Origin of the sequence: Caballeronia sp. GAWG2-1 (genome assembly GCF_023631405.1) — a bacterium.
In the GTDB taxonomy this organism is placed as follows: Bacteria; Pseudomonadota; Gammaproteobacteria; order Burkholderiales; family Burkholderiaceae; genus Caballeronia.
In genome coordinates, this window is record NZ_JALQDD010000006.1 from 119,608 (window position 1) to 144,407 (window position 24,800).

Genomic DNA, 24,800 nt, shown 5'->3' on the forward strand with positions numbered 1-24,800 from the left:
GCCGGTGATGGCGCTCGAATAGAAAACGACTGATCGGGCCGTTGCAGCCCGACCTATGCGGCTTAGTGCTTGCCCGTGCTACCGAAACCACCCGTGCCACGCGCGCTGGCATCGAAATCGTCGACGATATTGAACTGTGCCTGCACCACCGGCACGATCACCAATTGCGCAAGACGCTCCATCGGATTCAACGTAAATGCAGTGTCCCCGCGATTCCATGTCGATACCATCAGTTGCCCTTGATAATCCGAATCGATCAGACCGACCAGATTGCCAAGCACGATGCCATGCTTATGACCGAGTCCTGATCGCGGCAGAATTAGCGCCGCATAACCGGGGTCCGCGAGATGAATGGCGAGGCCAGTGGGCACGAGCACGGTTTGATGCGGCTCGATGACCATCGGCTCGTCCAGACACGCGCGCAGGTCGAGGCCCGCGCTGCCAGGCGTGGCATACGCGGGCAGGAAATCGCGCATGCGCGCATCGAGAATCTTGACGTCGAGTTTCATACGTTCTTTTGAGCGTGGCGGCCGAGTTCGAATGCCTCGGCGAGAAGTTGATAGGACCGCGTGCGCGCAGCATAGCTGCCGGCGACTGTAAGGACGATGAGTTCATCGGCGTCGAATTGCTCTTGCAGCGCATGCAGCTTTTCCGTCACGCGCTCTGGCGTGCCGATGATACTGCGCGCTTTCTCATGCGCGATCACTGCGAGCTCGCGTTCGCCGTAGACCTGCGAGATGCCCTGCGCAATCGACGGAATAGGCTGATTCAAACCATAAGCCATTTGCACGCGCCGCAGATCCACCGCGCGTTCGAGCGCATCGGCTTCCTTGTCGGTACCGGCGCAAATCACGAAAACGGCTGCGGCGAGATAAGGCTTCTCCTCGTGGCCGGCCGTGAAACGCTCGCGATAAGCCTCCGCCACGCGATGCCCATACTGCGCGTTGATGAAGTGCGCAAACGCAAAGCGAATGCCGAGTTGCGCGGCGAGCAAGCCGCCGAAATCACTGGAGCCGAGCATCCACAGTTGCGGACGCGTTTCGATCTGCGGCTGAAGCAGCACGCCTTTCGCGAGTGAATCATCGGGCAGTTCGCCTTTGAAAAGCGCGACGAGTTCGGCCACTTGTTGCGGGAAAATGTCGCCGCGATTGTATGAACCCGCGGCCACCGCCTGCGCCGTGCGCATGTCGCCGCCCGGCGCGCGCCCGACACCCAAGTCCACGCGATTCGGAAACAGCGCTTCGAGCATCAGGAACTGTTCGGCCACCTTGAACGAACTGTAGTAGGGCAGCATGACACCGCCCGAGCCAATGCGGATACGCTTCGTGAGACTTCCGATACGCGCGAGCATCACTTCCGGACACGGGTTCGACACACCGTACAAACCGTGATGCTCCGCGCACCAGTAGCGCGTGTAGCCGAGGTCGTCCGCGAGTTGAGCGAGATCGAGCGTGGCCGCGATGGCATCCGCGGTCGAGTGACCGTGGATCACAGGCGTCTGGTCTAAAACCGAGAGCTTTGTCATGGGGTTAGGAGAGGATCGAGCCGCCGCCGCGTGGCGCGCGTTTCGCTATTTCGCCGATCAGCGTACGAGCAAGCGTCGCTTTGTCGGCGCGCGGCAAGGGTGTCGCGCCGGATGCTTCGAAGAGCACGACTTCGTTGTCGTCGCGGCCGAACGTGAGCGGACCGAGATTGCCGATCAGAAGCGGCACGTTTTTGCGCTTGCGCTTCTCTTCGCCGTGAACGTCAAGATCGCCGCTTTCCGCCGCGAAGCCGACGCAATAGGGCGGGTTCGGCTGCTTGGCCACCAACGCAAGAATGTCCGGATTCTCGACGAACTCGAATGATGGCAACGGCTGACCCGCGACCTTCTTGATCTTGTGCTCGCTGACATGATCCACACGCCAGTCCGCGACCGCCGCCACCGCGATGAAAATGTCCGCATCGGGCGTGGCCTGCATGACGGCGTCATGCATCTGCATGGCCGTCTGCACGTCTTGCCGAAACACGCCCCAGGGCGTTGGCAGCGAAACGGGCCCCGCCACCAGATGCACGTCCGCGCCGGCTTGCGCCGCCGCACGCGCGAGCGCGAAGCCCATCTTTCCTGATGAACGGTTCGTGACGCCGCGCACGGGATCGAGCGGCTCGAAAGTCGGGCCGGCCGTGATGAGGACGCGCTGGCCGCGCAGAATCTTCGGCTGGAAGAAGGCGCAGATGGCTTCGAACGTGGCTTCGGGTTCGAGCATGCGTCCGTCGCCGACCTCGCCGCACGCTTGCGAGCCCGAATCCGGTCCTAGCACCTCGATGCCATCCCCGCGAATGTGCGCGACGTTGCGCTGCGTGGCCGGGTTTTGCCACATCTGCTTGTTCATGGCGGGCACGACGAGCAGCGGACAATCGCGTGCAATGCACAAGGTCGAGAGCAGGTCGTCGCACATGCCGTGCGCGAGTTTCGCGAGAAAGTCGGTGGATGCGGGCGCGATGACGATGGCATCCGCCTCGCGCGAAAGATCGATATGGGGCATGTTGTTCGGCATGCGCGCGTCCCATTGCGAGGTGTAGACGGGACGGCCCGACAACGCCTGCATGGTGACTGGCGTGATGAACTGCGTGGCCGCTTCCGTCATCACGATTTGCACGGTCGCGCCCGCCTTGATCAAGAGGCGCGTGAGTTCCGCGATCTTGTAGCAGGCGATACCGCCGGTGAGGCCAAGCACCAAATGCTTACCCGTGAGTTCGCTAGTCAACTTGCCTCCATCGATGCGAGACGCACGGCTCTCTGTAAAGCCGCGCCGGAAACATCAGCGCGAACCGCGCACGCGCCGCAGTTCGTCGAACACGAGCAGGACCGCGCCGACCGTAATCGCGCTGTCGGCAAGGTTGAACGCGGGCCAGTGCCACGCGCGCACGTGAAAGTCCAGAAAGTCGATCACGTGACCATAAGCGATACGATCGATCACGTTGCCGATCGCGCCGCCCATGATGAGCGCGAGCGCCGTGCAGAAGAGCCGTTGCGCGGCGTGCTTCTTGAGCAGATAGCCAATCACGACAGCAGCCACCACGCCCAGCGCCGTGAACGCCCAGCGCTGCCAGCCGCCCGCCGCCGCGAGAAAGCTGAACGCGGCGCCGCGGTTATAGACGAGGAACAGGTTGAAGAAGGGCGTGAGCGCGTGCGGTTCGCCGTAAGCGAAAATCTTCTGCACCGCGATCTTGGTCAACTGATCGAACAGAATGACGATCAGCGCGACGCCGAGCCACGGCGCAAGCGAGCCACTACCGGAAGTTTGTTTCGACATCGTTCGAACCATTATGCCGCGCCCCGCGTTTCGCCAGCGCCGAAAAGGTTGGAGAAGCAGCGGCCGCACAGTCCCGGATGATCCGCGTGCGAGCCGACATCCGCACAGTAGTGCCAGCAGCGCTCGCACTTGAGATAGCTCGATGCGCTCACGTCCACGCCTTCTTCCGCTTCGCTCGCCACGCGCTCGAGCGCCGCCGATGACGTGATCAGCACGAAGCGCAACGCATCGCCGAGACTGGCGAGCGCGTCATAACGCGCGCCGCTTGCGCGCACGAGCACCTCGGCTTGCAGCGACGAGCCGATCAGATTGGCCGTCCGCGCTTCTTCCAGCGCCTTCGTCACGTCGCCGCGCGCGTTGCGGATGAGCGTCCACGTATCGAGCAATTCGCCCGCGTTCGCCACTTCCGGATACGCGTGATAGACCTCGGTGAAGATGGTTTCCTGACCGGGCTTGAGCACCTTGTACGCCTCTTCCGCCGTGAACGACAAATACGGCGCGATGAGCCGCAGCAAGCCATGCGCGATGTGATAAAGCGCCGTCTGCGCGCTGCGGCGCTCGCGTGAATCGGGCTTCGTCGTGTAAAGACGATCCTTCAGCACGTCGAGATAGAAGCCGCCCAGGTCTTCCGAGCAGAACGTGGCGATCTTGGCGACGACCGGGTGGAACTCGTATTTCTCGTAATGCGCGAGCGCGTCGTCCTGCAGATTGCGCGACAGCGCGATCGCGTAACGATCGATTTCGAGCCAGTCTTCGACCGGCAACGCGTTCTTCTCGAAGTCGAAGTCGGACAGATTCGCGAGCAAGAAGCGCAGCGTGTTGCGGATACGCCGGTACGTCTCCGTCACGCGCTTCAGGATTTCCTCGGAGATCGCGAGCTCGCCGGAATAGTCCGTCGATGCGATCCACAAGCGAATGATTTCCGCGCCCAGACGGTTCGCCACCTCGTGCGGATCGACGCCGTTGCCGAGCGACTTCGACATCTTGCGGCCTTCGCCATCGACCGTGAAGCCGTGCGTGAGAAGCGCGTCGTAGGGCGGGCGGCCGTCGAGCATGGATGCCGTCAACAGCGACGAATGGAACCAGCCGCGATGCTGGTCCGAACCTTCGAGATACAGGTCCGCCGGAAATTGCAGCGAGTCTTTGTGCGAGCCGCGCAGTACGTGCCAATGCGTCGTGCCGGAGTCGAACCAGACGTCGAGCGTGTCGCGGTTCTTTTCGTACATGTTGGCGTCGTCGCCGATCAGCTCGCGCGGGTCCAGCGCCTGCCATGTTTCTATCCCGCCTTGCTCGACGCGCTTCGCCACTTCCTCGAGCAATTCGAGCGTGCGCGGATGCAGTTCGCCCGTTTCCTTGTGCACGAAAAACGCCATGGGCACGCCCCACTGACGCTGACGCGAAAGCGTCCAGTCCGGGCGATTCGCGATCATGCTGTAAAGGCGCTGCTTGCCCCACGACGGATAGAACGCCGTGTTCTCGACGCCTTCCAGCGCGGTCTCGCGCAGCGTCTTGCCGCCGTCCTTCGGCGTCACGTCCATGCCTGCGAACCATTGCGAGGTCGCGCGATAGATGATCGGCGTCTTGTGGCGCCAGCAATGCATGTAGCTGTGCGTGTACTTCTCGGTCTTGAGCAGCGAGCCCGCGCCTTCGAGCGCCTCGATGATCCGCGGATTCGCGTCCCAGATCGACAGTCCGCCGAAAAGCGGCAGCGATTCGATATAGCGGCCGTCGCCCATGACGGGGCTGACGATGTCGGAGTCCGACATGCCGTGCGCCTTGCACGACACGAAGTCTTCCACGCCGTACGCTGGCGACGAGTGCACGACGCCCGTGCCGCTTTCTGTCGTCACGTACTCACCGAGATACACGGGCGCCGTGCGCTTGTAGCCCGGATGCGCCGCCGCGAGCGGATGATGAAACCGCAGGTTCGCGAGCTTCGCACCGGTCGTCGTGGCGATGACTTCGCCCGGCAAGCCGTAGTTCTGCAGGCATGCCTCGACGCGCTCTTGCGCGAGGATGAGGAGGCCGCGCGGGGTATCGACGAGTGCGTAGACGATCTCCGGATGCACGTTCAGCGCCTGATTGGCGGGAATGGTCCAGGGCGTGGTCGTCCAGATGACGATGCCGCCTTCAGCCTTCGGCAACGCGGGCAAACCAAACGCCTGCGCGGTCTTTTCGGGTTCGGCGAACGCGAACAGCACGTCGATGGTCGGATCGGTCTTGTCCTTGTATTCGACTTCCGCTTCGGCTAGCGCCGAGCCGCAGTCGAAACACCAGTTCACGGGCTTGAGGCCCCGGAACACGTAGCCCTTTTCCATGATCTTGCCGAGCGCGCGGATTTCACCGGCTTCGTTCGCGAAGTTCATGGTCTTGTACGGATTGTCCCAATCGCCGAGCACGCCAAGACGCCGGAAACCGACCTTCTGTTTCTCGATCTGCTCGCTCGCATAAGCGCGCGCCTTCTGCATGACTTCCGTGGCCGGCAGCGACTTGCCGAACTGCTTTTCGATCTGGATTTCGATCGGCATGCCGTGGCAATCCCAGCCCGGCACGTAGACCGCGTCGAAGCCCGCGAGATTGCGCGCCTTGACGATCATGTCCTTCAGAATCTTGTTGACCGCGTGACCCAGATGGATGTCGCCGTTCGCATACGGCGGGCCGTCGTGCAGGATGAACTTCTTGCGGCCCTTGCTGGCGGCGCGAATCTTCTCGTAGATTTTTTCGTCCTGCCATTCCTTCACCCACGCAGGTTCGCGCTTGGGCAAATCGCCGCGCATGGGGAACGGGGTGTCGAGCAGGTTGACGGGATATTTCGCAGCAGCTTTTTGTTTCTTGTCGCTCATGTGTGACTCGGTGAATTCGGTGAGACGGCGTCGCCGACGCGCGCAGTGATTCGATGACGGGGCAGCGGGCGGCGCAAGGGCGCCGCCCGCTCACCTAATTCGGTCGGTGGCCGAAATGGCGAAGCCCGTCGCGCCGCTGCCCGCCGCGCTTGCCGGCGGCAGGCCGAAGTAGGCGCGCGCGCTGGCGACGTCCTTCGCGATGGCAACGGAAAGCGTTTCCAGGTCGACGTACTTTTCTTCGTCGCGCAGCTTCTTCAGGAATTCGACGCGCACGAGCTTGCCGTAGGCGTCGCCATGCCAGTCGAGCACGAAGACTTCGAGCAGCACGCGGCCGGAGTCGTCGACGGTCGGGCGCAGGCCGAGACTCGCGACGGCGGGCAAGGGTTCATCGGCAAGCCCATGCACGCGCACGACGAAGATGCCGGCGAGCGCGGGCCGCTTGTGCGCAATCGGCACGTTGAGCGTGGGAAAGCCGAGATCGCGGCCAAGCTTCGCGCCATGCACGACGTGGCCGCTGATGACGTACGGACGGCCAAGCGCGAGTTGCGCGGCGTCGAGGTCGCCCGAGACGAGCGACGAGCGCACCGACGACGACGAAATGCGCGCGCCGTTCGGATGCGCGACGGTTGCCATCTGCTCGACTTCGAAGCCGTGTTTTTCCCCGGCTGCCTTGAGCGATTCGAAGTCGCCCGCGCGTTTGGCGCCGTAGCGGAAGTCGTCGCCGATCATGACCCAGCGCGCGTGCAGCCCGTTCACGATGATGTCTTCGACGAACTTGTCGGGCGGCTGGCTCGCGAACGTGTGATTGAAATGCTCGACCACCACGCGATCCACGCCATTCGTGCGCAGCGCTTCGAGCTTGTCGCGCAACATAGCGATACGCGGCGGCGCGCCCGCCGGATTGAAGAATTCGCGCGGGTGAGGCTCGAAGGTCATGACGCAGACCGGCAGCCCGCGCGCGTCCGCGGCGGCGCGCACGCGCGCGAGCAACGCCTGATGACCGCGATGGACACCGTCGAAGTTGCCGATGGTCAGCGCACAAGGCGACCGGCTTTCGGCATTGGGGAGGCCGCGAAAGACTCTCACGATAGACGTTGGTGGGTGGGCAGGGCTTGCGCCGCAAAGCGTTAGATTATAAACGCTCGCACGCATCGACGGGCGCGCGCGGCCGGATGCTGCGCGCTCGTCAATCGGATTGGCACGATTTTCGCCGTCGCCGAATGATAAAATCCGCGAATGAAAAATATCGTCATTCTGATCTCCGGACGCGGGAGCAACATGGAGGCCGTCGTGCGTGCTTGCGCGCGCGAAGGCTGGCCGGCTCGCGTTCGCGCGGTCGTTTCAAACCGGCCGGATGCCGCCGGGCTTGGCTTCGCGGCCGAGAACGGCATTCAAGGCGTGGTGGTGGATCATCGCGAATTCGACTCGCGTGAAGCGTTCGATGGCGCGCTCGCGCGGGAAATCGATCGCTTCGAACCGGATTGCGTGGTGCTCGCGGGCTTCATGCGGGTTCTGACAAATGCCTTCGTCGAACGCTATTCGGGGCGCATGCTCAATGTGCATCCGTCGCTCTTGCCGAGTTTCGCGGGCTTGCGCACGCATCAGCAAGCGCTCGATGCCGGCGTGCGCGTGCACGGCGCAAGCGTGCATTTCGTGACGCCCGAGCTGGATCATGGTCCGATCGTCGCGCAAGCCGCGGTGCCGGTCTTGCCCGGCGACGACGCCGCCACGCTCGCCGAGCGCGTGCTGGCCGTCGAACATGAGATTTACCCACGCGCGGTGCGCTGGTTCGTGGAAGGGCGTCTTGCCATCGAGGGAAAGCGCGTCGCGCTTCGTTCCTCTGAGCCACAGTGGCTCTTTGCCGACATTGCCGGGGAGGGCGCATGAGGCTGCATGGATTTTTGATTGGTCAAACCGAAACGCTGTTGGCGGACGTACTCCGCTTTTCAGGTCCCGCCGATGCCGCGACCAGCCGTTTTTTCCGCGCGCATCCGAAGCTCGGTCACAGCGAGCGCGGCGTGATCGCGGAGGCGGTGTTCGCCGTGCTGCGCCGGAAAATGGAGTTTTCGCATCTGGCCGAAAGCGGCAGCGGCAACCAGGCGCGGCGTCTCGCGCTGCTCGGACTGATGCAGACTGCCGGTCTCACCGCGCTCAAGCCGCACGTCTCGGCCGACGAATACCAATGGCTCGCGCAGGTATCGAAGATCGATCCCGCGAGCTTGCCGGTGCGCATACGCACGAACTTGCCGCAGTGGATCTACGAGGCCATGGCCAAGCGTTTCGACGCCGAGGAACTCGCCAAACTCGCGGCCGCGCTGAACTATCCGGCGCCGCTCGATCTGCGCACGAACCCGATCAAGGCGAGCCGCGATGTCGTTTTGAAAGCGCTGAGCGAAGCCGGCATCGACGCGGGCGAAATGCCGTTCGCGCCGTTCGGCGTCCGCGTGGACGGCAAGCCCGCGCTTACGCGCCTCGCGCCGTTCCAGGAAGGCTGGATCGAAGTGCAGGACGAGGGCAGCCAGTTGCTGTGCTCGCTGATGGCGCCGCGCCGTGGCGAGATGATCGTCGACTTCTGCGCGGGCGCGGGCGGCAAGACGCTGGCGCTCGGCGCAATGATGCGCTCGACCGGCCGTCTCTACGCGTTCGACGTCTCCGACCGGCGTCTCGCCAAACTCAAGCCGCGTCTTGCGCGCAGCGGGTTGTCGAACGTGAATCCGGTGCTGATCGACAGCGAACACGACGCGAAGATCAAGCGCCTCGCGGGCAAGATCGACCGCGTTCTCGTCGATGCTCCCTGCTCCGGCTTGGGCACGTTGCGTCGAAATCCCGACCTGAAGTGGCGGCAATCGCCCGCGACGGTTGCGGAACTCACGCCCAAGCAGCTCTCGATTCTCACGAGCGCGGCGCGCCTCGTCAAACCCGGCGGACGTCTCGTCTACGCGACGTGCAGCATGCTCGAAGCCGAAAACGAAGGCGTGGTGAAGCAGTTTCTGGAAGCGCATCCGAACTTCCGTGTCGTGCCCGCGCGCGATGTGCTGACGGAACAGCGCATCGACCTCGACACGGGCGAGTTCTTGTCTTTGTGGCCGCACAAGCACGGCACCGACGGCTTCTTCGCCGCCGTGCTGGAACGCGTGCCCGACGCAAAATCGCCGAAGGCTTCTGCGGCGGAAGACAAAGCGCCTTCCGAAAGCTGATGCCGAACCGCATCCTGACGCATCTTTCCGAACGCCTGTTTCGCGACTTCGGCGAACCGGAGGTGCTGTGGCAGGTTGCGGTTCTGATCGGCCTGCTGGTCGTCGCGTGGTGGTGCGCGCGGCTGCTGCGCAAGCGGCTGGATGCGCGCCGCCAGTCGCGCTTCGAGGCGGTGCGCTTCGGCGCGGAGAGCCTGAACAAAGCGCTCTTTCCGCTGCTCGGCACGGTGTTCGTGACGGCCGCGCAACTGTTGCTCGCGCCGTTCATCCACACCGCGTTCCTGCGGCTCGCGCTGGTGCCGTTGTTGGGCATCACCGTCATCTATCTGATGTTCTATGTCGCGCGCCGCGTGTTCAGTCGCGACGGCACCGAGCACGAGGCGGGCGCGCTCCTCTTTCTGTTCGAAAAGCTCGTGACGACCATTGTTTGGGTCGTGATGCTGCTCACCGTAATGGGCATACAGGACGACGTCGTGCGCTGGATGGCGAGCGTGCGCTTCAATTTCGCCAACGCGCACATGACTCTGCTGTCGCTTGCATCGGGCGTGTTGTGGGTCTGCGTGACGCTGATCGTGGCGATGTGGGCCGGCGCGCTGCTCGACGACCGGCTGATGCGCTCCCGCTCACTCGACGCCAATCTCAAGGTCGTGCTCGGCCGCGTTGCGCGGGCACTGATGATCCTCGCGGCCATATTGGTCAGTCTGTCTATCGTCGGCATCGACATTACGGTGCTCGGCGTGTTCGGCGGCGCGCTCGGCGTGGGGCTGGGTTTCGGCTTGCAGAAGATCGCGAGCAACTATGTCTCGGGCTTCATCATTCTGCTCGACCGGTCGCTGCGGCTTGGCGACATGATCAACGTGAGCAACTATCAGGGCACGGTCACGCAGATTCGCACGCGTTATACCGTCGTTCGCGGACTCGACGGCATCGAAACGTTGATTCCGAACGAAAAACTCATCACTGACGTGGTACAGAACCATTCGTCGTTTCTGACGCGCGGCAACGCGAAGATTGCCGTGCAGGTGAGTTATCGCTCCGACGTGGAACGCGCGATGCTGTTACTCGTGGAGGCCACGCACGATGTCGACCGCGTGTTGCAGGACCCTGCGCCCGCTGCGTTGCTTGCCAGCTTTGGCGCTGACGGAATCAACCTGGAACTGAGTTTCTGGATCGAAGATGCCGCGAAGGGCACGGGCGGCGTCAAGTCGCAGGTAAATCGTCGTGTTTGGCGGTTATTCTGTGACAACGGCATTGAAATCCCCTACGCGCAACGCGAGATAAGGATTGTTGGCGACGCGCGCAATGCACCGGTCGACACGGTAGGAAATGCCGAAAGGGGCGGCGATGACGCCGCAGGGCCGGCCGGAGCCCCGGTTTGATGCTCGATCCGTTGATTTGGATCGAAAACAGGCATTAAATCGGCGCGTGAGTTTTTGCGCGTTTTGTTACCATACAAGAAATTCTACCTTTACGACAAAGACTTGGAACGCATGCAGTAGAATGCGATCGAACTTGCGCGCGTTTCTTTCATGTGCCCAACACGGTGTTCAGCGTCATTCGCACCGGCCATTTTTTCCGAATTTCACAGCTAGATAGGTAAATTGCCTTGCTGAATTCTTCTCTCGAATTTCTCGCCAACGGATTGCTCGACTTTTCTTGGTGGCAGATCATTTTGTTCACGCTCGCGATGACGCACGTCACCATCGCTGGCGTCACGATCTATCTGCATCGCTGCCAGGCGCATCGTGCGCTCGACCTGCATCCGATCGCGAGTCACTTTTTTCGTTTCTGGCTCTGGTCGACCACCGGCATGCTGACCGGCCAATGGGCGGCGATCCACCGCAAGCACCACGCGAAGTGCGAAACCGAAGAAGATCCGCACAGCCCGCAAACGCGCGGCATCTGGAAGGTGCTGCTCGAAGGCGCCGAGCTTTATCGCGTCGAAGCTAAAAACGAAGAGACCATGCGCAAGTTCAGTCACGGCACGCCGAACGACTGGCTCGAACGCAATCTCTACACGCGTTATCCGATCCTCGGCATCAGCATCATGATGGTTATCGACGTGGCGCTGTTCGGCATCGTCGGTCTGTCGGTCTGGGCCGTGCAGATGATCTGGATTCCGTTCTGGGCAGCTGGCGTGGTCAACGGTCTTGCGCACTGGTGGGGTTATCGCAACTTCAATTCGGCCGATGCCAGCACGAACATTTTCCCGCTCGGCATCCTGATCGGCGGCGAAGAGCTGCATAACAATCACCACACGTATGCCACGTCGGCGAAGCTGTCGAATAAGTGGTACGAATTCGATATCGGCTGGCTCTATATCCGCATGTTGTCGGCTGTGGGTCTCGCCAAGGTGAAGAAGGTCGCGCCCACACCGCGTCTGGCGGACAGCAAGTCTGTGCTCGACAACGACACGCTGCAAGCCGTGCTCGCGAACCGCTACGAAGTGATGGCGCGCTACGGCAAGGCGCTCAAGCGCGCATACGCACAGGAACTGTCGAAGCTGAAGGAAGCCGGTGCGCGTGAGAAGTATCAGTTGATGCGCGGTGCGCGCAAGTGGGTCCATAAGGAAGAAGACGGTCTCGACGAGCCGCAGCGCAAGCAATTGCCGGAACTGTTCTCGGACAACCAGAAGCTGCGCACGTATATCGAAATGCGCAAGGACCTGTCGGCAATGTGGGACCGCTCCAATGCGTCGCGCGAGCAACTGCTGGTGCAATTGCAGGACTGGTGCCACCGTGCGGAAGAGAGCGGCATCAAGGCTCTGCAAGACTTCGCGATGCGCCTGCGACGCTACGCCTGATATCGCGATATCCGTTAAAATTTGATGACGTCACAAGACCCCGCTCTGGCGGGGTCTTTGTTTTTGGGCGGCGGATTTCGCGTTTTGTCGCGGCGCTAGGTTTGCAGCGTGGCCGGGCAGCGCATCGATACGAGTCAGCGCCGGCACGACACTCGCGCGGACACAGGAGACAGAAACAATGGAAGCGATCAGGAGCGTCGAATACGACCGGCCGCATGGCCTGACGTGCGGCGTAGGCGAGGCGTGGGCAAGTGTTCCCAACGCGCCGTCCGCCGAAGAGAAGCGCGAATTGAAGGCGCGAATCCGTGCGCTGTTGCATCGGGAACAGGCGGTTTTGGTGGCGCACTATTACGTGGACTCCGAGCTCCAGGAACTCGCCGATGAAACGGGCGGTTGCGTCGCCGATTCGCTCGAAATGGCCCGTTTCGGCCGCGATCACGCCGCGAAGACACTGGTCGTCGCGGGCGTGCGTTTCATGGGCGAGACATCGAAGATCCTGAGCCCCGGCAAACGCGTGTTGATGCCCGATCTGGACGCCACCTGCTCGCTCGACCTCGGCTGTCCGCCCGACGAATTCTCCGCTTTCTGCGATGCTCACCCGGACCGCACGGTCGTCGTGTATGCGAACACTAGCGCGGCCGTGAAGGCGCGCGCGGACTGGATGGTCACCTCATCGATCGGACTGGAAATCGTCGCGGATCTGCACGCGCGCGGCGAGAAGATTCTGTGGGCGCCGGACCGGCATCTCGGCAACTACATCCAGAAGAAGACCGGCGCGGACATGCTCTCGTGGCAGGGTTCGTGTCTCGTGCACGACGAGTTCAAAGGCATCGAGCTGGATCTTTTGCGCGCCGAATATCCGGACGCGAAGGTTCTCGTTCATCCGGAGTCGCCGGAAGGCGTCGTGCAACTGGCGGACGTCGTCGGTTCGACCACGCAGCTGATCGATGCCGCCGTCAAGCTCGACGCAAAGCGCTTTATCGTCGCGACCGATCTCGGCATCCTGCACAAGATGCGGCTCGCGGCGCCCGGCAAAACCTTCATCGAAGCGCCGACCGCCGGCAATAGCGCCACGTGCAAGAGCTGCGCGCATTGTCCGTGGATGGCGATGAACGGCCTCGCCAATCTCGCCGATGTCCTCGAGCGCGGCCACAACGAGATTCACGTCGATGCGGCTATCGCCGAGCGCGCGCGCGTGCCGATCGACCGCATGCTCGACTTCGCCGCGCGTCACAAGAAGCGTGTGCAGGCGAGCGGCGATCTCGCGAAGGATCAAACGTTGTTCTCGAACGTGGGGCCCGCATGACGAACCATTCGCCTTTATTCGCGGAGATTCGCGCGCAGTACGGCGAAGCGTTCGATGCCGCGCTCGCCCGCAATGTCGCCGATGCGCTCGCCGAGGACATCGGCAGCGGCGATCATACGGGGCGTCTCGTGCCAGCAGACACACGTCGCACGGCGCGCATCATCGTGCGGGAAGAGGCGGTGCTGTGCGGCGCGCCGTGGTTCGACGAGGTGATGCGTCGCGTCGATCCGAGCATCGAAGTCGAATGGCGGTATCGCGAAGGCGAGCGCATGACGGCGAATACGCCGGTCGTCTTGCTGCACGGCCAGGCGCGTTCGCTTCTGACCGCCGAGCGCAACGGGCTCAATTTCCTGCAATTGCTGTCGGCCGTGGCAACGGCGACGCGCCGTTATGTCGATGCCATCGAAGGCACGCGGGCGCGCATCCTCGACACGCGCAAGACGCTGCCCGGCTTGCGGCTCGCGCAGAAGTACGCGGTGCGCGTGGGTGGCGGCGCCAATCAGCGGCTCGCGCTCTATGACGGCATTCTGATCAAGGAAAATCACATCGCGGCGGCGGGCGGCGTTGGCGCTGCAATGGACGCCGCGCTCGCGCTCGACGCAGGCGTGCCCATTCAGATCGAAGTGGAAACGCTGGCGCAGCTTGAAACCGCGTTGGCGTATCGCGCGGAATCTGTGTTGCTCGACAACTTCACGCTCGACGCCATGCGCGAAGCCGTGCGCGTGACGGCGGGAAGGGCGCTGCTCGAAGTTTCGGGCGGCGTGAATTTCGAGACCGTGCGGGCGATTGCGGAGACGGGCGTGGACCGCGTCTCTATCGGCGCATTGACGAAGGACGTGCGGGCAACGGATTTTTCGATGCGCTTGATCGAAGACTAAGCTTGCTGCGCGTCGACATCTAAACCGCGCGCCGCCTCGCCGCCGGCGGCATCAACACAGTCGGAAGCGCTTTCGGCAAAGTCGCCGGCCAGTCGCGACTGAAGTGCAGCCCGCGGCTCTCGCGTCGCGAGCACGCGCTTTCCACGATCAGCGACGCCACATCCACGAGATTGCGCAGTTCCAGCAAATCGCGGCTGACCTTGAAGTTCGCGTAGTACTCGTGGATTTCGTCGCGCAAAAGCGCAAGCCGGTGCTGCGCGCGCGCCAGCCGCTTGTCCGTGCGCACGATGCCCACGTAATTCCACATCAGCCGCCGCAACTCGTCCCAGTTGTGCGCGACGACGACTTCTTCGTCCGGATCGGATACGCGGCTTTCGTCCCAGTCGGGCAGCGGCGCATGGCAGCCCGCTGAATAACCTTCCGTCTCGATCGCCTCGGCCGTCGCGCGCCCGACCACCAGACATTCGAGCAGCGAGTTGCTGGCGAGCCGGTTCGCGCCATGCAGACCTGTGTACGACGTCTCGCCGACCGCATAAAGTCCCGCGCGATCCGTGCGGCCCGCGAGGTCCGTCACGACGCCGCCGCAGGTGTAATGCGCGGCGGGCACGACGGGAATCGGCTCCTTCGCGATATCGATGCCGAATTCGCGGCAACGCGCGAGGATCGTCGGGAAATGTTCTTCGAGAAACGCGCGCGGCTGATGGCTGATGTTGAGATAGACGCAATCGATGCCGCGCTTCTTGATTTCGAAGTCGATCGCGCGCGCGACGATGTCGCGTGGCGCGAGTTCGGCGCGTTCGTCGTGCGCGGGCATGAAGCGCGTGCCGTCGGGTAGACGCAGTACGCCGCCTTCGCCGCGCACGGCCTCGGAGATCAGGAACGACTTGGCGTATGGATGGAACAGGCAAGTCGGATGAAACTGGATGAACTCCATGTTGGCGACGCGGCAGCCCGCGCGCCACGCCATCGCGATGCCGTCGCCGGTGGCCGTGTCGGGATTCGTCGTGTACAGATAAACCTTGCCCGCGCCGCCCGTGGCGAGCACGGTGTGCGGCGCTTGAATCGTCACCGTTCGTCCGCTCGCGAGATCCAGCGCGTAGAGACCATGACAGCGGTGCCCCGGCAAGCCGAGCCGGTCGGACGTGATCAGATCTATCGCGGTATGGTCTTCGAGAACGGTGATGTTCGGATGATTGCGCACGCGCTCGTTGAGCGTCGTGACGACTGCGTGGCCGGTGGCATCCGCGGCATGAATGATCCGCCGATGGCTATGGCCGCCTTCGCGCGTCAGATGGAAGCCGAGTTCCGCGGAGACATCGCGCGTGAAGGGCACGCCTTCCGCGATCAGCCATTCGATTGCCGCGCGCCCGTTTTCGACGATGAAGCGCGTCGCCGCTTCGTCGCAAAGTCCGGCGCCCGCGACGAGCGTATCGCGCACGTGATTGTCGATGCTGTCCGCCGAATCCAGCACGGCCGCGATGCCGCCTTGCGCCCAGTCGCTCGCGCCGACGCTCACCGCGCGCTTGGCGATGATCGCGACGCGCCGCGTTTCGGCCAGGTTCAACGCCACGCTCAAGCCTGCAAGCCCGCTTCCCACGATCGCTACATCGAAATTCATGCTGCTCGATCTCCGTCTATGTGCTTTTTATGACTGCAAGCCGGCAAGCATAACGCGCTCGCCACCCAACCGGCACGGATAACCCGCGCGCGAACGTGTGAAAGCGAAAGAAGAAAAATCGCGCGCACAAACAAAAAGCCCCGCGTGTGCGGGGCTTCTCGTGTCTTTGTCAGGCTCTCAATATCAAGCGCTTACTTGATCTTGGTTTCCTTGTACTCAACGTGCTTGCGGACGACGGGATCGAACTTCTTGATCAGCATCTTTTCCGGCATGTTGCGTTTGTTCTTGGTCGTCGTGTAGAAGTGACCCGTACCTGCGGTCGATTCCAGCTTGATCTTGTCGCGTGCGCCCTTGGCCATGTGCGTGCTCCTTAGATTTCACCGCGTGCGCGCAGGTCTGCGAGCACGGCGTCAATACCGTTCTTGTCGATCAGGCGCAGGCCGGCGTTCGAGACGCGCAGACGCACCCAGCGGTTTTCGCTTTCAACGAAGAAACGGCGGTTCTGCAGGTTCGGCAGGAAACGGCGCTTGGTCTTGTTGTTTGCGTGGGAAACGTTGTTGCCCGACATCGGGCCTTTCCCAGTTACTTGGCATACGCGTGCCATGAGGACACTCCTAAAACACGTTGAGTCCGGAAGTCAAACGCTCGATTTTGGGGGAATCCCGCAATCGATACCTCAAATTCGCCCGATTGCCTTGAACGGGGAGTTGGCAGCACGGTTATGCCAATGAGGACGACGTAAGCCCGAAACAGGTGGGTTGAGAAAACGAATCGTGGATTCTAGCAGGAAAAACGTAGCAATATCAAGCCCGTTCGTCCTCATCTTAGTCAACCTCGACTGCTTCGGGTCAAATCTAAAGCCAGCCCTCACGCCTAAAGCCAGCCCTCACGCGCGAAAGAAAAAATTTCATTGCCCGCGACCACCATGTGATCGAGCAATTTCACGTCGATGAGATTCAGCGCGTCTTGCAGCGTGCGGGTGAGCTTCTTGTCGTTCGCGCTAGGCTCCACGCCGCCAGACGGATGATTATGCGCCACGATCAGCCCCGCCGCGTTCAGATGCAAGGCACGCTTCACGATCTCGCGCGGATACACCGCCACCCGCGTGAGCGAGCCGCTCGCTTCCACGTGCGCATCGATCAGCTGATGCCGCGCATCGAGATAGATACATAGGAAAAGTTCGTTAGGCTGAGTGCCGATTCTCAGGCGCAGAAAGTCTTCCACCGCGCCCGGCGAGTTCAGCAGCATGCGTTCGCGCGCCTTCTCGATGAGCGCCCGTCGACACAGTTCCGACACGGCCAAAAGCGTGGCCGCGCGCGCCTCGCCGACGCCGCGCTCTTCCTGGAGCTGAAGCGCGGACGCGTCGAGCACGCCGCGAATCGAGCCAAAGCGCCGCAGCAGCGCACGCGCCACATCGACTGCCGTTTTGCCCGGCAATCCTGTGCGCAAAAATACGGCGAGCAACGCGGCGTCGCTCAACGAGTCGCCGCCGGACTGCAACAGACGCTCGCGCGGCTTGTCCGTCTTGTCCCACTGGGAAATTGGCAGAACGGAAACGGGCTGCGGCAGCGCGGGGCCGGCTTCCATTTCACGCATCAGAATCTCGAAATTGGCGGACATTCCTTCCCCTGAGGCCATCTTAAGGCTGTATTTTTGCGAGATACACCGCACTTACGCCGCTCGAGCGAAGCGCGGCGCTTCCCAACTCTGTCTTACAATAGCGGTTTCGGCGCGCGCTCCGCCCCGCCACGCGGCCCGAAGTATCGCGCCAGGCGCACGTCCCGCTTCCGACTGAACCGTCACAGCCAATACTCATGAGCATCATCGATATTTCCGAGGTGAAACCCGGTTCGCATGTCACGCTTCATTACCGGCTCGCACTGGCCGATGGCGCCGACATCGTCAACACGTTCACCGACAAGCCCGCGACCCTCCTGCTCGGCGCAGGCCAACTCGCGCCGCCACTGGAAGAGATTCTGCTGGGAATGAAGGTCGGCCACCATTCGACCTTTCAGCTAACGCCGGAGCAAGCGTTCGGGCCGCGCAATCCGGAGCTCGTGCAGCGCGTGTCGCTCGCGACGCTGCGCGAAAACAGCATGATCGGTGAGGATTTTTCTCCCGGCGATCTCGTCGAATTCAACGCGCCCAACGGTGGGCGCTACGCGGGCGTGCTCAAGGAAGTGGGCGAGACGTCGGCGCTTTTCGACTTCAATCACCCGCTCGCCGGCCAGTCGCTGGCCTTCGAAGTGAAAATCATCGGAATTCTGTAGCCATGAGCCTGACTGAAAGCCTCAACGAGATCGATACCGACGTCGAGATCCTGCTCGCGCAGCCGCGCGGCTTTTGCGCCGGCGTGGATCGCGCGATCGAGATCGTCGAGCGGGCCATCAAGCTGTTCGGCGCGCCCATCTACGTGCGGCATGAAATCGTCCACAACGCCTACGTGGTGTCGGACCTGCGCAAGAAGGGCGCCATTTTCATCGAGGAACTGGACGACGTGCCCGAAGGCGCCACGCTTATCTTCAGCGCGCACGGCGTGTCGAAAGCGGTGCGCGGCGAAGCCGAAGCGCGCGGTTTGCGCGTGTTCGACGCCACGTGTCCGCTCGTGACCAAGGTGCACATGGAAGTCGCGAAAATGCGCCAGGAAGGCTTCGACATCGTGATGATCGGCCACAAGGGGCATCCGGAAGTCGAAGGCACGATGGGCCAGTCGGGCGAGGGCATGCATCTCGTCGAAGATATCGAAGACGTCCTGAAGCTCGATCTGCCCAATCCTGACCGCATTGCCTATGTCACGCAGACAACCCTGTCCGTCGACGACGCCTTCGCCATCATCGACGCGTTGAAGACCAAGTATCCGGCCATTAAGGAGCCGAAGAAGCAGGATATCTGCTACGCGACGCAAAACCGTCAGGACGCGGTGAAGTTCCTCGCGCCGCAATGCGACGTGGTGATCGTCGTGGGCAGCCCGAACAGTTCGAATTCGAGCCGTCTGCGCGAAGTGGCCGAGAAGCGCGGTATCCCGGCCTATATGGTTGATTCGCCGACGCAGATCGATCCGCGCTGGGTGGAAGGCAAGAAGCGTATCGGCGTGACGGCGGGCGCATCGGCGCCGGAAGTGCTCGCGCAGGCGGTAATCGCCCGTTTGCGTGAGCTCGGTGTGCGCAATGTGCGTTCGCTCGAGGGAATCGAGGAAACCATCGCCTTTCCGCTGCCGCGCGGGCTGACCTTGCCGCAATGAGTTAGATAGTTCTTTCGAAAAAAGCGCCTACGGGCGCTTTTTTTCGTTCTGTGTGAACGCTTTTGCTCAAGAACGGAACTACTCGGGCCGACATAAGACCCAAACGGCAAGCACTATTTTGGGGCGACTTTTGTTCGGTGAGAATTTAAGGGTTTCCCCTCGCTGCAAAGGCGCAAACGTCAACGCTTCGAAGCGCCGAATAAACCCGCTCCCGTTATGGTGCAACTGCTGCACAAAAACGAATCGCAACCCGGTTGCGACTTGCGCGGAAAATCGTCAAAAAAAACGGGTTGCAATGCTGGAAAACCCCGCCACACAAGAATATTGCTCGTCTCATATTTAGCGTTACAATGCGCCCGTCTTGGGCTCGGAGGGGTCTCTCGGCAACGGTTTTGAAAGGCGCAGGAGACCTATTTGATGCGATTCAAGTTTGCTTACGCCGTGTCCATCGCGGCTGCGGTTGCAATGGCAACAGCATGCGGCAAGAAGGGCGAAGGCGAAGCGAGCGCACCTGTAGCGGCGGCGAGCGCGGTGTCCGCACCTGCCGCAGCGTCGGCCGCGGCAGCCCCCGCCGCGAGCGAAGCAATGGTCGTCAAAATTGGTCACGCCGCGCCGCTTACCGGATTGCAGGCACATCTCGGCCGGGACAATGAAAACGGCGCGCGACTCGCACTCGAAGAGATCAGCGCGCAGGGTTTGACGATCGACGGGCGCTCCATTCGCCTCGAACTCGACAGCCAGGACGATGCAGCCGATCCGCGCGTGGGCACCGAAGCCGCGCAGCGTCTAGTCGACGACCATGTGGTCGCGGTGATCGGCCACATGAACTCCGGCGTGTCGATTCCGGCTTCGAAGATTTACAGCGATGCGGGCATCGCGCAAATTTCGCCGTCGACGACCAATCCCGAATACACGAAGCAAGGCTACAAGACGACGTTTCGCGTCGTGGCGACCGACGCGCTGCAAGGCCCCGTGCTGGCCAATTACGCGATCAAGACGCTGCACGCGAAGAGAATCGTGGTGGTCGACGACGCCAGCGCCTACGGCCGCGGCCTTGCCGATGAATTCTCGAAGACGGCGCAGGCCGGCGGCGCGAAGCTCGCCGCCCGGGAAGCCACGAGCGAAAAGGCGCGCAACTTCAAGGCGATCCTCACGAAAATCAAACGCATCCAGCCGGATGTCGTGATGTACGGCGGCATGGACGTAACGGGCGGGCCATTCGCGAAGGAAGCGGCGGCGCTCGGCATCAAGGCGAAGATTCTGGCGGGCGACGGAGTCTGCACCGGCAAGCTCGTGGAACTTGCGGGCGACGCCGTACAGAACATCGTCTGCTCGGAAGCGGGGCTCGCGCTTTCGAAGATGGATAAGGGCGCCGACTTCGCGCAGAAGTACGAAGCGCGCTTTCATGCGCCGGTCCAGATTTATGCGCCGTTCACGTACGACGCGATGTACGTGATCGTCGATGCCATGAAGCGCGCCAATTCAATCGAAGCGCCCAAGGTGCTCGCGGCGATCGCCACGACGGACTTTAACGGTCTGACCGGGCATATCGCGTTCGACGACAAAGGCGACCTCAAGGCGGGCGCCATCACGCTCTACGAGTTCAAGGACAAAAGGAAGGACGTGCTGGACGTAGTCAAGCAGTAAGCGAGATGTGTGAAAGCGGCGTCGCGCGTTGAGCGCCGTTCTCATGGCTTCGTGGCAGTGGATGGGAGTAAGACTTCCGTGAAAACCGTTCGGAGACGTTTGCAGCCAGATCCGGCAGCAGGCGGGACCCGGGCGATTAACCTTACCGGTTTTTTTAATCAGTACGCGCAGTGCTGCTCCAGATTTCGCTTCACATCGGTTTATCGGCCGGTGATAAAGACGTAATCCGGTCGCACGGGGCTAAGGAGCGTTATATGGATATTTTCATCCAGCAGGTCCTCAACGGTCTGGTGCTTGGCAGCATTTACGCCATCATCGCACTGGGCTATACGATGGTGTACGGGATTCTCGGCATCATCAACTTCGCGCACGGCGACGTGCTGATGGTGGGTGCCATGGTCGCGCTGTCGGCCATCGGCGTGATGCAGAATCACGCGCCGGGCATTCCCGGGCCGATCATGCTGACCATCGCGCTTGTCATTGCCGCCGTGGTCTGCGCGGTGGTGGGCTACACGATCGAAAAGGTCGCGTACCGTCCGCTTCGTAAAGCGCCACGTCTTGCGCCGCTGATCACCGCGATCGGCGTGTCCATTCTCTTACAGACGCTCGCGATGATGATCTGGGGCCGCAATCCCCTCGCGTTCCCGCAGTTGCTGCCGACCGATCCGATCAACGTCATCGCCGCCGACGAAACCCGTCCGGGCGCGGTGATCTCGATGACCGAAATCGTCATCATCGTGGTCGCGTTCCTCGTGATGGGCGGCTTGCTCCTTCTCGTGCACAAGACCAAGCTCGGCCGCGCCATGCGCGCAATCGCCGAGAACCCAGGCGTTGCATCGCTGATGGGCGTGAACCCCAACTTCGTGATTTCCGCGACCTTCATGATCGGCTCGGCGCTTGCCGCACTCGCCGGCGTGATGATCGCCTCCGAATACGGCAACGCGCACTTCTACATGGGCTTCATCCCCGGTCTCAAGGCGTTCACGGCGGCGGTGCTGGGCGGCATCGGCAACCTGGGCGGCGCGATGGTCGGGGGCGTGTTGCTGGGTCTCATCGAACAGTTGGGCGCCGGTTATATCGGCAACCTGACAGGCGGCGTCTTCGGCAGTAACTATCAAGACGTGTTCGCCTTCATCGTGCTGATCATCGTGCTCGTGTTCCGTCCGTCGGGTCTGCTCGGCGAACGTGTCGCGGATCGCGCTTAACCCTCGCGTGAGGAGCTAAAAAATATGACTTCGATTCAACCGATTGAGCCGTCCACGACGCTCATTCCCGAGAAAAACGCGACCCGCAAGCTGGTGGTCGGCGTCATCACCACGGTGCTCGTGATCGCGGCGCCGATGATCATCGGCGCGGCAGGCGGCAACTACTGGGTGCGCGTGCTCGACTTCGCGATGCTCTACGTGATGCTCGCGCTGGGCCTGAACGTAGTGGTCGGTTTCGCCGGCCTGCTCGATTTGGGCTACATCGCGTTCTACGCGGTCGGCGCTTACGTCGCAGCGCTGCTGTCGTCGCCGCAACTGACCTCGCAGTTCGAGTGGATCGCGCATCTCGCGCCGGGCGGTCTGCACGTGCCGTTCCTCATCATCGCGCCGTGCGCGATGGCGCTGGCCGCGACCTTCGGTGTGCTGCTCGGTGCGCCGACGCTTCGTCTGCGCGGCGACTACCTCGCCATCGTGACCTTGGGCTTCGGGGAGATCATCCGGATCTTCATGAACAACCTCGATCGTCCGATCAACATCACGAACGGGCCGAAGGGCATCACCGGTATCGACCCCGTGACCGTCGCGGGCTTCAACCTCTCGCAGACGCACACGTTCTTCGGCATGAAGTTTCCGTCCGTGTACATGTATTACTACCTCTTCGTGCTCGGCGCGTTGCTGGTGATCTGGGTGTGTACGCGCTTGCAGCACTCGCGTATCGGCCGCGCGTGGGCCGCTATCCGCGAAGACGAAATCGCCGCCAAGGCAATGGGCATCAACACGCGTAACGTAAAGCTGCTGGCCTTCGCGATGGGCGCGTCCTTCGGCGGTCTGTCGGGCTCGATGTTCGGCGCGTTCCAGGGCTTCGTGTCGCCAGAATCGTTCACGTTCTGGGAATCGATCGTCGTGCTGGCGTGCGTGGTGCTCGGCGGCATGGGCCATATCCCGGGCGTGATTCTCGGCGCGGTGCTGCTTGCCGTGTTCCCCGAATTCCTGCGCTCGACCATGGGTCCGCTGCAGAACGCGATCTTCGGTCATCAGATCGTCGATACCGAAGTCATCCGCCAGTTGCTCTACGGTCTCGCGATGGTGCTGATCATGCTGTATCGCTCGGAAGGCCTGTGGCCGGCCCCGAAACACGAAGACAAGATCGCGAAGATCGCGAAGCGCGGCAGCAAGAAGCCAGTGCGCGCCTAAACGGGGAACTCAAAGATGAGCGAAAAGCAAACGCGACTGTCCGTGAAGGGCGTCAACAAGCGCTTCGGCGGGCTGCAGGCTTTGTCGGATGTCGGCCTCGAAATCAAGGCGGGCGAAATCTACGGTCTGATCGGTCCGAACGGCGCGGGCAAGACCACGTTCTTCAACGTGATCACGGGCCTTTACACGCCGGATTCGGGCGTGTTCAAGCTCGATGGCGAAGCCTATACGCCGACGGCGGTGTATCAGGTGGCGAAGGCGGGCATTGCGCGCACGTTCCAGAACATCCGGCTCTTCGGCGGCATGACCGCGCTCGAGAACGTGATGGTCGGACGCCATGTGCGCACGAAGCACGGTCTCATCGGCGCGGTGTTTCAGACGCCGTCCGAGCGGCGCGAAGAGCGCGAGATCAAGGAGCGCGCGCTCGAGCTGCTCGAATACGTGGGCGTGCTGCAATACGCCGATTACACGTCGCGCAATCTGTCGTACGGCCACCAGAGGCGTCTGGAAATCGCGCGCGCACTGGCAACCGATCCGAAGCTGCTCGCCCTCGACGAACCGGCCGCCGGCATGAACGCGACGGAGAAAGTGGAGCTTACGCGTCTGCTCGACAAGATCCGTAGCGACGGCAAGACGATTCTGTTGATCGAACACGACGTGAAACTCGTGATGGGATTGTGCAACCGCATGACGGTGCTCGATTACGGCAAGGTGATCGCCGAGGGTCTGCCGCAGGACGTGCAGAAGGACCCGAAGGTGATCGAGGCATATCTGGGTGCGGGGGTGCATTAATGGCGACGCCAAGCGCAATGTTGAAGGTCAAGGGTTTGCAGGTGAACTACGGCGGCATCCAGGCGGTGAAGGGTGTCGATCTGGAAGTCGGACAGGGCGAACTCGTCACGCTGATCGGCGCGAACGGCGCCGGCAAGACCACGACGATGAAGGCCATCACCGGTCTCAAGCCGTATTCGGGCGGCGACATCGAATACATGGGTCAGTCGATCCGTGGCGTGCCGACGCACGAGTTGCTCAAGCGCGGTCTTGCCATGGTGCCGGAAGGCCGCGGCATCTTCGCGCGCATGTCGATTCTGGAAAACATGCAGATGGGCGCCTATCTGCGCAACGACGCCGACCAGATTCAGAAGGACACCGACCGCATGTTCGGCTTCTTCCCGCGTCTGAAGGAGCGCGCATCGCAATATGCGGGAACGCTGTCGGGCGGCGAACAGCAGATGCTCGCCATGGCGCGCGCGTTGTTGTCGCGTCCGAAACTGCTTCTGCTCGATGAGCCGTCGATGGGTCTTTCACCCATCATGGTCGAGAAGATTTTCGAGGTGGTGCGGGAGATTTCGTCGGAAGGGCTGACGGTGTTGCTCGTCGAACAAAACGCGCGTTTGGCGTTGCAGGCGGCGAATCGCGGCTATGTGATGGACTCGGGCGTGGTCACCATGTCCGGCGACGCCAAGATCATGCTCGACGATCCGAAGGTGCGTGCCGCGTATCTCGGCGAGTGAATAGTGCTTGAGTCGTTCGAAAGCCCTTCCACGGAAGGGCTTTTTTTATAGCCGCGTTTAT

The 24,800-nt window shown here is 62.1% G+C and carries 23 protein-coding genes; 13 read left to right on the forward strand and 10 right to left on the reverse strand.

Annotated features, from left to right (window positions below):
* Positions 1-62: 62 nt before the first annotated feature.
* From dut to NCR98_RS02965, 6 genes are all read right to left on the reverse strand, one after another.
* Positions 63-509 carry a dUTP diphosphatase gene (gene dut / locus NCR98_RS02940; protein WP_250525477.1) on the reverse strand — a complete coding sequence of 149 codons (447 nt, stop codon included), beginning with the start codon at positions 507-509 and terminating at the stop codon, positions 63-65.
* A complete protein-coding gene (locus tag NCR98_RS02945; protein WP_250525478.1) occupies positions 506-1,525 on the reverse strand; it encodes an LLM class flavin-dependent oxidoreductase in 1,020 nt (339 codons plus the stop codon). Before NCR98_RS02945 ends, dut begins: the two co-directional genes overlap by 4 nt.
* 4 nt (positions 1,526-1,529) lie before the next feature.
* Complete coding sequence (coaBC, locus tag NCR98_RS02950) at positions 1,530-2,747, reverse strand: bifunctional phosphopantothenoylcysteine decarboxylase/phosphopantothenate--cysteine ligase CoaBC (RefSeq protein WP_250508645.1); 1,218 nt, start codon at positions 2,745-2,747, stop codon at positions 1,530-1,532.
* Between the two features lie 54 nt (positions 2,748-2,801).
* Positions 2,802-3,308, reverse strand: coding sequence for a signal peptidase II (gene lspA, locus NCR98_RS02955; protein WP_244827217.1), 507 nt, complete (start codon positions 3,306-3,308; stop codon positions 2,802-2,804).
* On the reverse strand, positions 3,308-6,139 hold the full coding sequence (gene ileS, locus NCR98_RS02960) for an isoleucine--tRNA ligase (RefSeq protein ID WP_250525479.1): 2,832 nt from the start codon (positions 6,137-6,139) through the stop codon (positions 3,308-3,310). The genes lspA and ileS overlap by 1 nt, the downstream gene beginning before the upstream one ends.
* A 90-nt stretch (positions 6,140-6,229) precedes the next feature.
* The gene (locus NCR98_RS02965) at positions 6,230-7,225 is read right to left on the reverse strand and encodes a bifunctional riboflavin kinase/FAD synthetase (RefSeq protein WP_250463459.1); all 996 of its coding nucleotides are present in this window, start codon (positions 7,223-7,225) and stop codon (positions 6,230-6,232) included.
* Positions 7,226-7,375: 150 nt separating this feature from the next.
* Here NCR98_RS02965 and purN point away from each other — a divergent pair, with 150 nt between their 5' ends.
* The 6 genes from purN (at position 7,376) to nadC (ending at position 14,320) form a co-directional block, all read left to right on the forward strand.
* On the forward strand, positions 7,376-8,026 hold the full coding sequence (gene purN / locus NCR98_RS02970) for a phosphoribosylglycinamide formyltransferase (RefSeq protein ID WP_250491894.1): 651 nt from the start codon (positions 7,376-7,378) through the stop codon (positions 8,024-8,026).
* Positions 8,023-9,336 (forward strand): RsmB/NOP family class I SAM-dependent RNA methyltransferase, encoded by a 1,314-nt coding sequence (locus NCR98_RS02975; protein WP_250525480.1) that lies wholly within the window; start codon positions 8,023-8,025, stop codon positions 9,334-9,336. Before purN ends, NCR98_RS02975 begins: the two co-directional genes overlap by 4 nt.
* A complete protein-coding gene (locus tag NCR98_RS02980) occupies positions 9,336-10,712 on the forward strand; it encodes a mechanosensitive ion channel family protein (RefSeq protein WP_250525481.1) in 1,377 nt (458 codons plus the stop codon). The genes NCR98_RS02975 and NCR98_RS02980 overlap by 1 nt, the downstream gene beginning before the upstream one ends.
* A 227-nt stretch (positions 10,713-10,939) precedes the next feature.
* Positions 10,940-12,136, forward strand: a complete 1,197-nt coding sequence (locus NCR98_RS02985) for a DesA family fatty acid desaturase (protein ID WP_244827223.1) — start codon at positions 10,940-10,942, stop codon at positions 12,134-12,136.
* A 178-nt stretch (positions 12,137-12,314) separates the two neighbouring features.
* Positions 12,315-13,442 carry a quinolinate synthase NadA gene (gene nadA, locus NCR98_RS02990; RefSeq protein WP_250525482.1) on the forward strand — a complete coding sequence of 376 codons (1,128 nt, stop codon included), beginning with the start codon at positions 12,315-12,317 and terminating at the stop codon, positions 13,440-13,442.
* On the forward strand, positions 13,439-14,320 hold the full coding sequence (nadC, locus tag NCR98_RS02995; RefSeq protein WP_250525483.1) for a carboxylating nicotinate-nucleotide diphosphorylase: 882 nt from the start codon (positions 13,439-13,441) through the stop codon (positions 14,318-14,320). The genes nadA and nadC overlap by 4 nt, the downstream gene beginning before the upstream one ends.
* Positions 14,321-14,339: 19 nt before the next feature.
* Here nadC and nadB read toward each other — a convergent pair whose 3' ends face one another.
* The 4 genes from nadB to radC all read right to left on the reverse strand — a co-directional run bounded on the left by nadB (position 14,340) and on the right by radC (position 17,558).
* Positions 14,340-15,938, reverse strand: a complete 1,599-nt coding sequence (gene nadB / locus NCR98_RS03000) for an L-aspartate oxidase (protein WP_250525484.1) — start codon at positions 15,936-15,938, stop codon at positions 14,340-14,342.
* Between the two features lie 191 nt (positions 15,939-16,129).
* Positions 16,130-16,297 (reverse strand): 50S ribosomal protein L33, encoded by a 168-nt coding sequence (gene rpmG, locus NCR98_RS03005; RefSeq protein ID WP_007180630.1) that lies wholly within the window; start codon positions 16,295-16,297, stop codon positions 16,130-16,132.
* Positions 16,298-16,308: 11 nt separating this feature from the next.
* On the reverse strand, positions 16,309-16,542 hold the full coding sequence (gene rpmB, locus NCR98_RS03010) for a 50S ribosomal protein L28 (protein WP_008351171.1): 234 nt from the start codon (positions 16,540-16,542) through the stop codon (positions 16,309-16,311).
* A 269-nt stretch (positions 16,543-16,811) separates the two neighbouring features.
* Positions 16,812-17,558, reverse strand: a complete 747-nt coding sequence (radC, locus tag NCR98_RS03015; RefSeq protein ID WP_250463474.1) for a RadC family protein — start codon at positions 17,556-17,558, stop codon at positions 16,812-16,814.
* A 194-nt stretch (positions 17,559-17,752) separates the two neighbouring features.
* On the opposite strand from radC, the gene NCR98_RS03020 reads away from it, so the two are divergent.
* The 7 genes from NCR98_RS03020 (at position 17,753) to NCR98_RS03050 (ending at position 24,739) form a co-directional block, all read left to right on the forward strand.
* Positions 17,753-18,208, forward strand: coding sequence for an FKBP-type peptidyl-prolyl cis-trans isomerase (locus tag NCR98_RS03020; RefSeq protein WP_244827228.1), 456 nt, complete (start codon positions 17,753-17,755; stop codon positions 18,206-18,208).
* A gap of 2 nt (positions 18,209-18,210) precedes the next feature.
* On the forward strand, positions 18,211-19,179 hold the full coding sequence (gene ispH / locus NCR98_RS03025) for a 4-hydroxy-3-methylbut-2-enyl diphosphate reductase (RefSeq protein ID WP_244827229.1): 969 nt from the start codon (positions 18,211-18,213) through the stop codon (positions 19,177-19,179).
* A gap of 417 nt (positions 19,180-19,596) precedes the next feature.
* Positions 19,597-20,826, forward strand: coding sequence for a branched-chain amino acid ABC transporter substrate-binding protein (locus NCR98_RS03030; protein WP_250525485.1), 1,230 nt, complete (start codon positions 19,597-19,599; stop codon positions 20,824-20,826).
* 254 nt (positions 20,827-21,080) lie between these two features.
* Positions 21,081-22,031 (forward strand): branched-chain amino acid ABC transporter permease, encoded by a 951-nt coding sequence (locus tag NCR98_RS03035; RefSeq protein WP_244827231.1) that lies wholly within the window; start codon positions 21,081-21,083, stop codon positions 22,029-22,031.
* A 24-nt stretch (positions 22,032-22,055) separates the two neighbouring features.
* The gene (locus NCR98_RS03040) at positions 22,056-23,225 is read left to right on the forward strand and encodes an ABC transporter permease subunit (protein ID WP_244827232.1); all 1,170 of its coding nucleotides are present in this window, start codon (positions 22,056-22,058) and stop codon (positions 23,223-23,225) included.
* Between the two features lie 15 nt (positions 23,226-23,240).
* Positions 23,241-24,017 carry an ABC transporter ATP-binding protein gene (locus tag NCR98_RS03045; RefSeq protein WP_244827233.1) on the forward strand — a complete coding sequence of 259 codons (777 nt, stop codon included), beginning with the start codon at positions 23,241-23,243 and terminating at the stop codon, positions 24,015-24,017.
* Positions 24,018-24,034: 17 nt separating this feature from the next.
* On the forward strand, positions 24,035-24,739 hold the full coding sequence (locus NCR98_RS03050) for an ABC transporter ATP-binding protein (RefSeq protein WP_370652081.1): 705 nt from the start codon (positions 24,035-24,037) through the stop codon (positions 24,737-24,739).
* Positions 24,740-24,800: the final 61 nt, after the last annotated feature.